11 protein-coding genes are annotated in these 13264 nt (G+C 50.1%); 5 read left to right on the top strand and 6 right to left on the bottom strand.

The window, feature by feature from the left end; translation table 11 throughout:
• The first annotated feature begins 1 nt into the window (after position 1).
• Genes hisA through hisIE form a run of 3 tightly spaced genes read left to right on the top strand, consistent with a single transcriptional unit; the run spans position 2 to position 2123 of the window.
• On the top strand, positions 2-739 hold the full coding sequence (hisA, locus tag EIP93_RS09875) for a 1-(5-phosphoribosyl)-5-[(5-phosphoribosylamino)methylideneamino]imidazole-4-carboxamide isomerase (protein WP_010301046.1): 738 nt from the start codon (positions 2-4) through the stop codon (positions 737-739).
• Positions 721-1497, top strand: coding sequence for an imidazole glycerol phosphate synthase subunit HisF (hisF, locus tag EIP93_RS09870; protein ID WP_010301049.1), 777 nt, complete (start codon positions 721-723; stop codon positions 1495-1497). Before hisA ends, hisF begins: the two co-directional genes overlap by 19 nt.
• Positions 1491-2123, top strand: a complete 633-nt coding sequence (gene hisIE / locus EIP93_RS09865; RefSeq protein ID WP_103860890.1) for a bifunctional phosphoribosyl-AMP cyclohydrolase/phosphoribosyl-ATP diphosphatase HisIE — start codon at positions 1491-1493, stop codon at positions 2121-2123. The genes hisF and hisIE overlap by 7 nt, the downstream gene beginning before the upstream one ends.
• Positions 2124-2185: 62 nt before the next feature.
• On the opposite strand, the gene EIP93_RS09860 is transcribed toward hisIE, so the two are convergent.
• The 6 genes from EIP93_RS09860 to serC form a co-directional block, all read right to left on the bottom strand.
• A complete protein-coding gene (locus EIP93_RS09860) occupies positions 2186-4048 on the bottom strand; it encodes an amidohydrolase (protein ID WP_125232647.1) in 1863 nt (620 codons plus the stop codon).
• A gap of 294 nt (positions 4049-4342) precedes the next feature.
• Positions 4343-4627 carry an integration host factor subunit beta gene (gene ihfB / locus EIP93_RS09855; protein WP_005967571.1) on the bottom strand — a complete coding sequence of 95 codons (285 nt, stop codon included), beginning with the start codon at positions 4625-4627 and terminating at the stop codon, positions 4343-4345.
• Positions 4628-4716: 89 nt separating this feature from the next.
• Positions 4717-6414 carry a 30S ribosomal protein S1 gene (rpsA, locus tag EIP93_RS09850; RefSeq protein ID WP_180744587.1) on the bottom strand — a complete coding sequence of 566 codons (1698 nt, stop codon included), beginning with the start codon at positions 6412-6414 and terminating at the stop codon, positions 4717-4719.
• Between the two features lie 92 nt (positions 6415-6506).
• Positions 6507-7184 carry a (d)CMP kinase gene (cmk, locus tag EIP93_RS09845; RefSeq protein WP_039544520.1) on the bottom strand — a complete coding sequence of 226 codons (678 nt, stop codon included), beginning with the start codon at positions 7182-7184 and terminating at the stop codon, positions 6507-6509.
• Positions 7185-7405: 221 nt separating this feature from the next.
• Positions 7406-8695 (bottom strand): 3-phosphoshikimate 1-carboxyvinyltransferase, encoded by a 1290-nt coding sequence (aroA, locus tag EIP93_RS09840; protein ID WP_103860893.1) that lies wholly within the window; start codon positions 8693-8695, stop codon positions 7406-7408.
• An 81-nt stretch (positions 8696-8776) separates the two neighbouring features.
• A complete protein-coding gene (gene serC / locus EIP93_RS09835) occupies positions 8777-9862 on the bottom strand; it encodes a 3-phosphoserine/phosphohydroxythreonine transaminase (protein ID WP_103940573.1) in 1086 nt (361 codons plus the stop codon).
• Between the two features lie 330 nt (positions 9863-10192).
• Here serC and ycaO point away from each other — a divergent pair, with 330 nt between their 5' ends.
• Both ycaO and focA read left to right on the top strand, forming a co-directional pair.
• Positions 10193-11956, top strand: a complete 1764-nt coding sequence (ycaO, locus tag EIP93_RS09830) for a 30S ribosomal protein S12 methylthiotransferase accessory factor YcaO (protein ID WP_103860895.1) — start codon at positions 10193-10195, stop codon at positions 11954-11956.
• A gap of 439 nt (positions 11957-12395) precedes the next feature.
• A complete protein-coding gene (gene focA / locus EIP93_RS09825; protein WP_010277178.1) occupies positions 12396-13256 on the top strand; it encodes a formate transporter FocA in 861 nt (286 codons plus the stop codon).
• Positions 13257-13264 lie beyond the last annotated feature (8 nt).

Genomic DNA, 13264 nt, shown 5'->3' with positions numbered 1-13264 from the left:
CATGATTATTCCCGCATTAGATCTGATTGATGGACAGGTTGTCCGTCTACATCAGGGTGATTATGGCCAACAGCGCCAGTACGGCAGCGATCCGCTCCCCCGCTTGCAGGATTACCAGCAACAAGGTGCAGGTGTGCTGCATCTGGTGGATTTGACCGGTGCAAAAGATCCCTCTGCCCGCCAGATTCCGCTATTAACGACGCTGTTGGCTGGCGTTACGGTCCCCGTTCAGATTGGCGGCGGTATCCGCACCGAACAGGACGTGGAAGCGTTATTAAAAGCCGGAGCCAGCCGTGTCGTCATCGGCTCCACCGCCGTTAAGCAGCCGGAGCTCGTTCAGCAATGGTTCACCCGCTACGGCGCAGAAGCGCTGGTGCTGGCGCTGGACGTGCGAATCGACGCCAACGGCACGAAGTTCGTCGCTATCAGCGGCTGGCAGGAAAATTCAAACGCCACGCTTGAGCAGGTCGTCGAACAATATCTGCCGTTTGGTCTGAAACATGTGCTGTGCACTGACATTTCTCGTGACGGTACGCTGAGCGGCTCCAACGTCGAGCTCTATCGTGAAATCAGCCAGCGCTACCCGCAAATTGCCTTTCAGGCATCCGGCGGCATCGGCAACTTGACGGATATCGCCAATTTGCGCGGCAGCGGTGTGCAGGGCGTGATCGTGGGTCGTGCACTGCTGGAAGGTAAATTCAACGTCGCGGAGGCTATTTCATGCTGGCAAAACGGATAATCCCCTGTCTGGACGTACGTAACGGTCAGGTCGTCAAAGGTGTACAGTTCCGCAACCACGAAATCATCGGTGACATCGTGCCACTGGCGCAGCGCTATGCGCAGGAAGGAGCAGATGAGTTGGTTTTTTATGATATCACCGCCTCTTCCGATGGCCGTGTAGTCGATAAAAGCTGGGTATCCCGCGTCGCAGAAGTGATTGATATTCCCTTCTGCGTGGCGGGCGGCATTAAAAGCGTGGAAGAAGCGGGTCAGATCCTCTCTTTCGGCGCGGATAAAATCTCCATCAACTCACCAGCGCTGGCCGACCCTGAGCTGATTACCCGACTGGCTGACCGCTATGGCGTGCAGTGCATCGTCGTCGGGATTGATACCTGGCACGATGCCGCGACGGGCCGCTACCATGTGAATCAATACACGGGTGATGAAGCGCGCACCAAGGTCACCACTTGGGAAACGTTAGAATGGGTTGAAGAAGTGCAAAAACGTGGCGCAGGTGAAATTGTCCTGAATATGATGAATCAGGACGGCGTGCGTAACGGCTATGATTTACATCAGTTAAATCTGGTGCGTGATGTCTGTCATGTCCCGCTTATTGCTTCCGGCGGCGCAGGCACCATGGAACATTTTCTGGATGCATTCCAAACCGCCCACGTTGATGGCGCGCTGGCAGCATCGGTGTTTCACAAGCAAATTATTAATATTGGCGAGCTGAAACAATATCTTAAGCAACAGGGTGTGGAGATTCGAGTGTGTTAAGCGAAGCAGTTTTTCTAAACGACGAACAACGAAACCAACTCGATTGGGAAAAAACGGACGGCATGTTGCCGGTTGTCGTGCAACATGCGGTGTCCGGTGAAGTGTTAATGCTGGGCTACATGAATCAGGACGCGTTGCAAGCTACGGAAGAGAGCGGCAAGGTCACGTTTTTCTCGCGGACCAAGCAGCGCTTGTGGACCAAGGGCGAATCTTCCGGCCATTTCCTGAATGTCGTCTCTATCACGCCGGACTGCGATAACGACACCCTGCTGATTCTGGTTAACCCTATAGGACCAACCTGTCACCTTGGCACCAGCAGCTGCTTCTCGCCTGCTGCCAGCGACTGGACGTTCCTCTATCAGTTAGAGCAACTGCTGGCCGAGCGTAAGCATGCTGACCCGGATAGCTCTTACACTGCGCGTCTGTATGCCAGCGGCACCAAGCGCATTGCGCAGAAAGTCGGTGAGGAAGGATTGGAAGCGGCATTAGCAGCAACGGTGCATGACCGCGAAGAGCTGACCAACGAAGCCGCGGATTTGATATACCACCTGCTGGTGCTGTTGCAGGATCAGGATTTAGATCTGGCGACGATCATCAATCGCCTGAAAGCGCGTCACAATAAGTAAATCTGTTCCCCGCGTTATCGATCGCTGATAACGCGGGGCTTTATTATGCCAACATCGCCGTGTTAGCTTGAGTGCACCTTACGTCCCCCTTTCCAGGTTTCCAGAACCGGAATATCACGCATATCTTTCACCGGATTATTTTTATCTGCTGACTCATAAGTCAGTGGAGAGTCCGCTAGAATCACAAAATCGGCACATTTGCCTGCCACTAACGATCCGACCCATTGATCTGCATGACATTGCCAGGCGGCATCATAGGTCGCGGCTTTAAGCGCGGCGAAACGGGAAATCCGCTCTTTCTCATTCAGTACAGCAGAAGCCTTCTCTTGAGTTGCCCCTTCCATCACGCGTGAAATAGCCTGTTCCATCATGCGCAGTGGGCCAAGCGGTGTAACACCGTTATCGCTGTGTAGCGTAATCCTCATCCCGTGATTGATCGCGGATTGGCAGCGGTCGAGGTGATTAGCCCGCTTCTCTCCCAATATGGTTTGCTGGAATGCCCAGCCCCAATACCCCACATGACCAATTAAGAAACTGGGGGAAATACCGAGCTGTTTCATTTCCACAAGATGATCGTCAGTGAGCAGGGAGGCATGTTCCAAACGATCCCGCCGCAGTTCGTAAGTCTCTGATGTCACGCCAGCCAGTTTAAAAGACGCTAAGGTCAGCCTGATGGCTTCATCGCCATTCGTATGAATCATCAATGACCAGTTTTTATCTACAACGTTCTGCACCAGCGTATTGATATTAGTGGATGGATCGAAGTTGAAGGCACCGACATTATCCACGCCTGGCGTTTTTTCATAGAGGTGATTACAGCAGTACGGAGTGGATTGATACCCCGTCAGCCCTTGGTTTGAACCATCTGAAATAACCTTGATATACGGCAAGTGAAAGTGTTCATCTCCATACCCCGGAGAGTAATAATTCACCACTTTATTTTCAAAATCCTCACTACTCGTAACAATCAGCGCACCACCTATCCGCACCGGACAAATCGGCAGATGAGCCCATTTGTCCAGGAAACTCACTTGATCGAAGCCCGGCTGAGACCCTTTGGGTTCAACGCCAGCATCAAGCATATAAGTCACGCCACGTTTACTCGCCAAAGCAAACAGTTTGCTCATCGATGCAATGAGCTTTACCGCCAATTCCGTTTTAGGGTAGCTACTGACCATGACATTTAGCACTGGCTGGATACCAACTATTTCCTTAAGGATACCGTCTTCGCTGATAGGTGGGACAAGGGGGGGTTTATCTGCATAATAGTCTTTAACACACTTAATCGCCGCATGATTGATATAGGCAAGATGCATCGAGGCATTGAGGACAAATACCGGTTGGAGTGTCGTGATTTTATCGAGAGCATCAGCATCAAATGCCTTATTTCCATCAACAAACAGCGATGGATCAGCACCAAATCCGATAAGCCATTTATCGGATTTATGCGGTAACGCCTTCTCCTGTAGATGGGATATCACCCAGCTACGGTTATAACTTTTGCGTAATTTTTGCTCTTCAAACGGGCTAACATCATTACCAATACCAGAAAGCATCGCGGAACTAGTGATGTGGACATGCGGCTCAATCAGCCCCGGCAACAGCGTTTGTTTGCCTGATAATTGATGCTCAGACGTGTTTTTCGGCATTTTGGCTTTCACATCCTGATACGAACCCGTTGCAACCACCAGTCCGTCACGAATGCCCATGGCCTCAACTGCAACTTCCTTCCCATCTTCTAACGTCAGAATAGCTTTTCCAGGGCTCCCATCCTTATTTGGTGCGGAACGGAATAGCTTCGTTTCAATATGTAGACTGTTCTCCCCCTCAGGGATCTCAACTGGCGTATCGGGGAGAAACGATTTCCACAGGGGGCTACAGCAGGAACAGCTTATGCTACCGGAATGGCCACACGCTTCACTCATACACTTTCCTTATTTAGAGGTAACGCATTAGAAATGTTAATGTACCGAATAAAAAATAGGCAATAACATTAGAAACTTCAACGTCCAAGCAGTTGAAAATCAAAAATTCATATTTCGTGTGCTGGCGATCACTTAGAAACGTGAAGGGCCAAAAGGAAAGCGTATTACGTGGGATCGCATTCTAATAAGTAACTAGATCAAATCATGTGGAAGGTCGGAGAGGAAAATAGGCCATAAATGTAAAAAAGCACCCGAGATGGGTGCTTTTATAAGGCTGGTATTTAAGACTAACGATTAGCCGTAAATATTAGCGCGGTCGCGGAGTTCCTTACCTGGTTTAAAGTGAGGGACGTACTTACCTTCCAACTCAACTTTGTCACCCGTTTTCGGATTACGACCTACACGCGGTGCACGGTAGTGAAGTGAAAAACTGCCAAACCCACGGATTTCAATACGGTCGCCTTCGGCTAGCGTAGAAGCCATTTGTTCGAGCATTTCTTTCACTGCATCCTCAACCACTTTGGCTGGGATATGAGATTGCTGTCCAGCAAGCCTTTCAATAAGTTCAGACTTGGTCATAGCTCCTCCAAGTGCGGTTATCAATAACCAGGATAACTGACTACCGTTACAAGAATGAGCAACTTACGTTGCTCATTCCACCGTAGTGATTACTCGCCTTTAGCTGCTTTGAACGCTTCTGCCATCGCGCTGGAGAAATTGTTTTCTTCCGGCTTGTTGTTAACAGTTGCGATTGCATCTTTCTCGTCAGCTTCGTCTTTCGCACGAACAGACAGGCTAACAACGCGATTTTTACGATCAACACCGGTGTATTTCGCTTCAACGCTGTCGCCAACGCTCAATACCAGAGTTGCATCTTCAACGCGGTCACGAGAAGCGTCAGAAGCACGCAGATAGCCTTCAACACCGTCTGCTAATTCAACTGTAGCACCTTTGGCGTCAACTGCTGTAACTTTACCAGTAACAATAGCACCTTTCTTGTTAACAGACAGGTAGTTATTGAACGGGTCTTCAGACAGTTGTTTCACACCCAGGGAGATACGCTCGCGCTCTGCGTCAACCTGCAGAACAACAGCGGCGATTTCATCACCTTTCTTGAATTCGCGAACGGCTTCTTCGCCAGCCACGTTCCAAGAGATGTCGGACAGGTGAACCAGACCGTCGATGCCGCCGTCCAGACCGATGAAGATACCAAAGTCAGTGATAGACTTGATTTTACCTTCAACGCGGTCGCCCTTGTTGTGGGTTTCTGCGAACAGCTGCCATGGGTTAGATTTGCACTGTTTCAGGCCCAGAGAGATACGACGACGTTCTTCGTCGATGTCCAGAACCATTACTTCCACTACATCACCAACGTTAACAACTTTGGATGGGTGGATGTTTTTGTTGGTCCAATCCATTTCGGAAACGTGCACCAGACCTTCAACGCCTTCTTCGATTTCAACGAAGCAGCCGTAGTCAGTCAGGTTGGTTACGCGGCCAGTCAGACGCGTGCTTTCTGGGTAACGCTTAGCGATAGCGACCCATGGATCTTCGCCCAGCTGTTTCAGACCCAGAGACACACGGGTACGTTCGCGGTCGAATTTCAGCACTTTAACAGTGATTTCGTCGCCCACATTGACGATTTCGCTTGGGTGTTTAACACGTTTCCAAGCCATATCAGTGATATGCAGCAGGCCATCAACACCGCCCAGATCAACGAATGCACCGTAGTCAGTAAGGTTCTTAACGATACCTTTAACTTCCATGCCTTCCTGCAGGTTTTCCAGCAGTTGATCGCGCTCAGCACTGTTTTCAGATTCGATAACTGCACGGCGGGAAACAACAACGTTGTTGCGTTTCTGATCCAGCTTGATAACTTTGAACTCAAGCTCTTTGCCTTCCAGATGCAGCGTGTCGCGAACCGGACGAACGTCTACCAGAGAACCTGGCAGGAACGCGCGAATGCCGTTCAGCTCAACAGTGAAACCGCCTTTAACTTTACCGTTGATAATACCGGTAACAGTTGCAGCTTCTTCGTAAGCTTTTTCCAGCGTCAGCCATGCTTCATGACGTTTAGCTTTTTCGCGAGAAAGCAGCGTTTCACCGAAGCCATCTTCGATAGCGTCCAGAGCAACGTCAACTTCATCACCAACCTGAATTTCCAGTTCGCCTTGTGCGTTCTTGAATTGCTCTACCGGAATGGCAGATTCAGATTTCAGACCGGCATCAACCAGTACGACATCTTTATCAATAGCAACAACAACACCACGTACGATGGAACCAGGACGGGTTTCGATTTCTTTCAGGGATTCTTCAAAGAGTTGAGCAAAAGATTCAGTCATGTTTGATAATCTTAAGGGTTTCATTTTAACGTCCATCTGGCATCCTGCTCGATGGGGTTGTTTAACATGCCCCGCTGTGCATCCTTACAGCGAGGTAAAAATTCAGTTTTTTGTGATTACGCTAAAATTTCGCGGGCATAAGCCAACGCGCGCGCTATCACTTCATCGATTGTCATTTCCGTTGAATCTAGCACCAACGCATCGGCAGCAGGCACTAACGGCGCAACGGGACGGCTGCGATCGCGCTCATCCCGTTCTTTTATCTCAGACAAAAGACGTTCAAAGTTAACATTAAAGCCCTTCCCCTGCAACTGTAGCATGCGACGTTGTGCACGTTCTTCCGCACTGGCATCCAAAAAAATCTTCACTGGGGCATCAGGAAAGACCACCGTTCCCATGTCTCTGCCATCAGCAATCAACCCTGGAGCCTCGCGAAATGCACGCTGCCGACGTAATAATGCTTCACGAACGCGAGGGAAAGCCGCAGCCTGAGACGCCGTGTTGCCTACCGCTTCGGTACGAATTTCATGGCTAACGTCTTCGCCTTCCAGGATGACTTTCAACTGCCCGTCTTCTGCAACAAAACGCACATCAAGATGAGAAGCCAGCGGAACCAGCGCGTCTTCCGAACTGATATCCACATGGTGGTGCAATGCCGCCAGAGCCAAAACACGATAGATAGCCCCCGAGTCCAGCAGGTTCCATTGTAAAGCTTCAGCCAATGCCTTACACAAGGTACCTTTGCCTGCGCCGCTCGGTCCGTCAACCGTAATTACCGGTGCCATCACCGTCATCTCTCTCTCCTTAATACTGGGAAGTTCCGCTTATGCCGTTTTTATGGCATCACGGAGCATCATTATACGCATCAATACAGAGAAAGGTTACCCCAATGCCGGAATGGCGGGAAAAATAAGGCATTCTCTGAACGCGGTACGCAATTTCAGAAGAAAAGCTGAGCGTTGCTCGGAGAAATCGATAGAGAAAAAAGGCACGGAAACCGTGCCTTAGAGAGAGATCAGGCTAGCTCGCTGAGGCGTGCCAGCTGTTCGAAGTAGTCCGGGAAGGTTTTAGCTGTACATTTCGGATCCAGAATCGTAACTGGCGTATCCGATAGCGCCACTAGAGAGAAACACATCGCCATACGATGATCGTTGTACGTGCCGATTTCTGCCGCTTTCAGCTTGGTCGGCGGCGTAATGCGAATGTAGTCATTACCCTCTTCCACTTCCGCGCCAACTTTACGCAGTTCAATCGCCATTGCCGCCAGACGATCGGTTTCTTTCACGCGCCAGTTGTAGATATTACGCAGCGTAGTGGTGCCACCTTGAGCGAAAAGCGCCGCCGTCGCGATGGTCATCGCAGCATCAGGAATGTGGTTCATATCCATGTCGATCGCATGCAGCTCACCGCGCTCGCATTCGATATAATCCTCACCCCAGCGCACGGTCGCGCCCATCTTTTCCAACACGTCAGCAAAGCGAATGTCGCCCTGTACGCTATTACGGCCTACACCAGTCACACGCACAACGCCGCCTTTAATCGCCGCTGCGGCCAGGAAGTAAGAAGCCGATGACGCATCACCTTCCACCAGATAGTCGCCCGGTGAGCGATACTGCTGGCGACCCGCCACGAAGAATTGCTGATAGTTTTCATGACGCACTTCAATACCAAACGCTTTCATCATATGCAGCGTAATATCGATATACGGTTTGGAAACCAGATCGCCCTGAATGCTGATTTGCGTATCCTGCGCGGCCAGAGGCGCAGTCATCAGCAGCGCAGTCAGGAACTGGCTTGATACACTGCCATCTACGCTGATTTCGCCGCCCTGAAAACCACCGTGCAGACGAAGCGGTGGGTAGTTTTCCTGCTCCAGATAGTCAATTTTCGCCCCGCCCTGACGCAGTGCATCGACCAGATGCCCGATCGGGCGCTCTTTCATCCGAGGTTCGCCTGTCAGCACAATATCGCCATCTGTCAGACACAGCGCGGCAGCCAGTGGACGCATCGCTGTACCTGCATTCCCTAGAAACAGCTCCAGCGGTTGCGATGCCGTAAACGCGCCACCCAGCCCCGAAATCTCACACACGGTCCGGTCAGACGACAGATGATATTCCACTCCCAGCGCCGTTAGAGCGGTAAGCATATGGCGGACATCGTCACTGTCTAACAGGTTAGTTAACCGGGTATTTCCTTCAGCCAAGGCCGCCAGCAAAAGCGCACGGTTAGAGACGCTTTTTGATCCAGGAAGGTTAAGGGTACCGTTAATCAGTTTGATGGGTTGTAGCGTCAGGGATTCCTGCATGTAAAGCCTATTCTTTCAACGTGGACATAAAAACCCCGGAAAGTCCGGGGTTGATCAAAATGTATCGAGGGGCGGTCTTAATCAACCGTGGCGACGCGCGAAGTCAGCCATAAATTCCGTCAGCGCTTTCACGCCTTCCAACGGCATCGCATTGTAGATAGAAGCACGCATGCCGCCCACTACGCGATGACCTTTCAGCGCGTGCAGACCCGCAGCAACTGATTCTTCCAGGAAGACTTTATCCAGCGCAGAGTCCGCCAGCAGGAACGGCACATTCATGCGAGAACGGTTAGCTACCGCGACGTCATTACGATAGAAATCGTTACCGTCAATCGCGCTATACAGCAGGTCGGCTTTCTCTTGGTTACGTTTTTCCATTTCAGCCAGACCGCCGTACTCTTTCAACCATTTGAAGACCATGCCGGACAGGTACCAGGCAAACGTTGGCGGCGTGTTAAACATAGAGTCATTGTCCGCCAGAACCTGATAATCCAGAATCGATGGCAGCTCACGGCGCGCTTTGCCCAGCAAATCTTCACGTACGATGACCAGCGTCAGACCGGCCGGGCCGATATTTTTCTGTGCGCCGGCATAGATCACGCCGTAACGGCTAACGTCAATACGGCGAGACAGGATGCTGGAAGAATAGTCGGCGACCACAATTTTATCGCCAAAATCTGGCTCTTCTTCGATCGCAATACCGTCAATGGTTTCATTTGGACAGTAATGTACAAACGCGGCGTCATCAGACAATTTCCATTCACGCATCGGCTTAATGCCGCGCAGATCGCCTACACTCGTTTTCACGTCAATCACGTTAGGTGTGCAGTATTTTTCTGCTTCATTGATTGCGCTGTGTGCCCAATATCCACCGTCGATGTAGTCGGCCGTTGAGCGTTCGCCCAGGAGATTTAACGGTACTGCCGCAAATTGCGCACGCGCACCACCGTGGCAAAAAAGCACTTTGTAGTTGGAGGGGATTTTCAGCAAATCACGCAGATCTTGTTCGGATTCAGCGGCAACCTGCATAAACTCTTTACTGCGGTGGCTGATTTCCATAACCGATGTGCCCAGGCCATTCCAATTACACAATTCCTGTTCAGCACGACGCAGTACTTCAACCGGCAGCATTGCTGGACCGGCGCTAAAATTAAAAATCTGAGTCATTTCCCCTCACCACACCTGAAAAAATAGCGGCTCTTTTTATCACCGTTGTTACAAATACCATTTTTATAAACCTGACGGTTATAAAAATACCGCTGTTACAAGATAGTAGTTATAACGGAACGACCGCCATAACCACACTACTTTTACCCTGCTATCGGTTTTATCACTCGTCAATCGCGGCTGCAACGCTTATTGCGCTTTCATTATGCAAAACGGCACGTTACGCAGTCTGTTCTTTTTCACTGTTGCCGATCTGTTATGAATAAATAGAGTCTGAACAGAAAAATCCGTATCATGCCGCTTCCGCTAATCTCGATAAGAGTGAACACCATGACTCAAACGTTTATCCCAGGCAAAGACGCCGCCCTGGAAGATTCCATCGCCCGTTTTCAACAACAGCTCCAGGACCTGGGGTTTAACATCGAAGAAGCGTCATGGCTGAACCCGGTGCCAAACGTCTGGTCTGTCCATATTCGAGACCGCGATTGCCCACTTTGCTTCACTAACGGTAAAGGTGCCAGTAAGAAAGCGGCGCTGGCCTCTGCGTTAGGCGAGTATTTCGAGCGTCTGTCCACCAACTATTTCTTTGCTGACTTCTATCTCGGCAAAAGCATCGCTAACGGCGATTTCGTTCACTACCCGAATGAAAAATGGTTCCCGATTCCAGAAGATGATGCATTGCCGGAAGGTATTCTGGATGCCCGTCTGCACCAGTTTTACGATCCCGAGCAGGAACTGAGCGCCAGCGATCTGATCGATCTGCAATCCGGTAATGCCGACAGAGGCATTTGCGCGCTGCCATTTACGCGTCAGTCCGATCAGCAAACCGTCTATATTCCGATGAACATCATCGGTAACCTGTACGTTTCTAACGGAATGTCGGCAGGTAACACCGCCAACGAAGCCCGCGTTCAGGGGCTGTCTGAAGTGTTTGAGCGCAGCATCAAGAACCGCATCATTGCCGAATCCATCAGTCTGCCAGAAATTCCGCAAGAGGTGCTGAACCGCTACCCAGGCGTGGTCGAAGCGATTGCAACGCTGGAAAAAGAAGGTTTCCCGATTTTCTCTTACGATGCCTCACTGGGCGGGAAATATCCGGTTATCTGCGTGGTGCTGTTTAACCCCGCTAACGGCACCTGCTTTGCCTCCTTCGGCGCACATCCTGACTTCGGCGTGGCGCTTGAGCGCACCGTTACCGAACTGCTGCAAGGCCGTGGCCTGAAAGATCTGGACGTGTTCACCCCACCGACGTTCGATGATGAAGAAGTTGCCGAGCACGCCAATCTGGAAACCCACTTTATCGATTCCAGCGGTCTGATCTCTTGGGATACGTTCAAGAAAACAGCGGATTATGAATTTGCTGATTGGAGCTTTAAAGGATCGACGGAAGAAGAATTCGCTACATTGATGGCGATCTTCAAGCAGGAAGATAAAGAAGTCTACATTGCTGACTATGAGCATCTGGCTGTTTACGCCTGCCGCATCATCGTGCCGGGAATGTCGGACATCTACCCTGCTGACGATCTGTTGCTGGCCAATAACAGCATGGGGGCTCATCTGCGTGACACGCTGCTGGCGCTGCCTGACAGCAAATGGGAAAAAGAAGACTATCTGACTCTGTTGCAACAGTTGGATGACGAAGGGCTGGATGATTTCACCCGCGTACGCGAATTGCTTGGTATTGCCACTGGCAAAGATAATGGCTGGCTCACTCTGCGCGTTGGCGAATTGAAAGCCATGCTGGCTCTGGCTGGCGGCGATCTGGATCAGGCGCTGACCTGGACAGAGTGGACGCAGGATTTCAACGACTCCGTCTTTACGGCACAACGCAGCAATTATTACCGTTGCCTGCAAACGCTGCTGTTACTGGCGCAAGAGCCTGAACGCGATCCAGCAGAATACTACGATGCCTTTATCAAAATGTACGGCAGTGAGACGGTCGATGCCGCCAGTGCCGCCGTTGCTGGCGAAGCCTGCTTCTATGGTCTGTTTGCCGTGGATGACACCTTTGCTTCTTTACCTGCACACCAATCGCTGCTAGCCGCCTATGAAAAACTGCAACAGGCGAAACGTCGTTATTGGCAAGCAAAATAATGCCAGAGTGGTGCAATCAGCACGCATTTTATATCGATGAGTGCGATTGAGTACAAATAGCAACCGAAAAATAGCCCTTTCTCTTAAAGGGCTATTTTATTGTCCAAAGAGCAATATTTATTATTCGTAATGCATAATCAGAACATTGTTATTGAATGGTGAATTTTTAATTAAATTACATCGACAAGGTGGTACTGAAATTCTACAAAACATGATTTTCATTAACGCTAAATCGGTAGGTTTAACGTATGCCATTCAACTATTTTTGTAAAACTTAAAATATTTTTTTATTATAAAATTCAATAAATTAACCATAAAACTTCGGTATCTCACCCTCCCCACCAACCTGTTAATTTCTTGCAATATGATCCACGTCAAATTTTACCGTATACTGCTTTGTTAGTATCTCAACGCTGATAATTTTTAAGAGAGAGTTAGTGTGAAAGCTGACAACCCCTTTACTCTATTACTCCCGGCCGCCATGGCAAAAGTTGCTGAAGACGCCGGAGTCTATAAAGCTACAAAACAACCGTGTACGACGTTTTATTTAGCGATCACTGCGGGTGTGTTTATTTCGATCGCCTTCGTCTTTTATATTACGGCTACCACAGGGACCGCGACGATCCCTTTCGGCATCGCGAAGTTGATCGGTGGTATCTGTTTCTCCCTTGGCCTCATGTTGGTTGTCGTCTGCGGTGCGGACTTGTTTACCTCAACCGTTCTCATCGTGATTGCCAAAGCCAGTGGACGTATTACCTGGAAGCAACTAGCCTGTAACTGGGCAAATGTCTATGTCGGCAACCTGATTGGCGCGCTTTTCTTCGTTGGGCTTATCTGGTTCTCGGGAGAGCACATGGTCGCAAACGGTGCGTGGGGGCTTAACGTCCTGCAAACAGCTGAACACAAACTTGAACATACGTTTGTTGAAGCGCTGTGTCTGGGGATTCTAGCCAACCTGTTAGTTTGTCTGGCCGTGTGGATGAGCTATTCCGGCCGTACGCTTACCGACAAAATGTTTGCCATGATTCTGCCTGTTGCCATGTTCGTTTCCAGCGGCTTTGAGCACAGTATCGCCAACATGTTCATGATTCCTATGGGCATTGTTATCAAAAATTTTGCGGCCCCAGAATTCTGGAATGCGATCGGAATGGTGCCGTCTCAGTTTGAACATTTAACCGTTAGCCACTTTATTACCGATAACCTGATTCCCGTCACCCTGGGGAACATCATCGGCGGCGGCGTAATGGTCGGTTTGACATATTGGGTAATTTATTTGCGCGGTGGAGACAAGCACCACTAAGGTGCAAT

Origin of the sequence: Pectobacterium versatile, assembly GCF_003932035.1 — a bacterium.
Lineage (GTDB): Bacteria > Pseudomonadota > Gammaproteobacteria > Enterobacterales > Enterobacteriaceae > Pectobacterium > Pectobacterium versatile.
This window is presented reverse-complemented; position numbering and strand designations above follow the sequence as displayed.

Bases quoted from the DNA above. Each gene is read 5' to 3' on its own strand.
- hisA (WP_010301046.1), top strand. From the start codon at position 2: ATGATTATTCCCGCATTAGATCTGATTGATGGACAGGTTGTCCGTCTA.
- hisF (WP_010301049.1), top strand. From the start codon at position 721: ATGCTGGCAAAACGGATAATCCCCTGTCTGGACGTACGTAACGGTCAG.
- EIP93_RS09860 (WP_125232647.1), bottom strand. From the start codon at position 4,048: ATGAGTGAAGCGTGTGGCCATTCCGGTAGCATAAGCTGTTCCTGCTGT.
- ihfB (WP_005967571.1), bottom strand. From the start codon at position 4,627: ATGACCAAGTCTGAACTTATTGAAAGGCTTGCTGGACAGCAATCTCAT.
- rpsA (WP_180744587.1), bottom strand. From the start codon at position 6,414: ATGAAACCCTTAAGATTATCAAACATGACTGAATCTTTTGCTCAACTC.
- cmk (WP_039544520.1), bottom strand. From the start codon at position 7,184: ATGACGGTGATGGCACCGGTAATTACGGTTGACGGACCGAGCGGCGCA.
- aroA (WP_103860893.1), bottom strand. From the start codon at position 8,695: ATGCAGGAATCCCTGACGCTACAACCCATCAAACTGATTAACGGTACC.
- serC (WP_103940573.1), bottom strand. From the start codon at position 9,862: ATGACTCAGATTTTTAATTTTAGCGCCGGTCCAGCAATGCTGCCGGTT.
- ycaO (WP_103860895.1), top strand. From the start codon at position 10,193: ATGACTCAAACGTTTATCCCAGGCAAAGACGCCGCCCTGGAAGATTCC.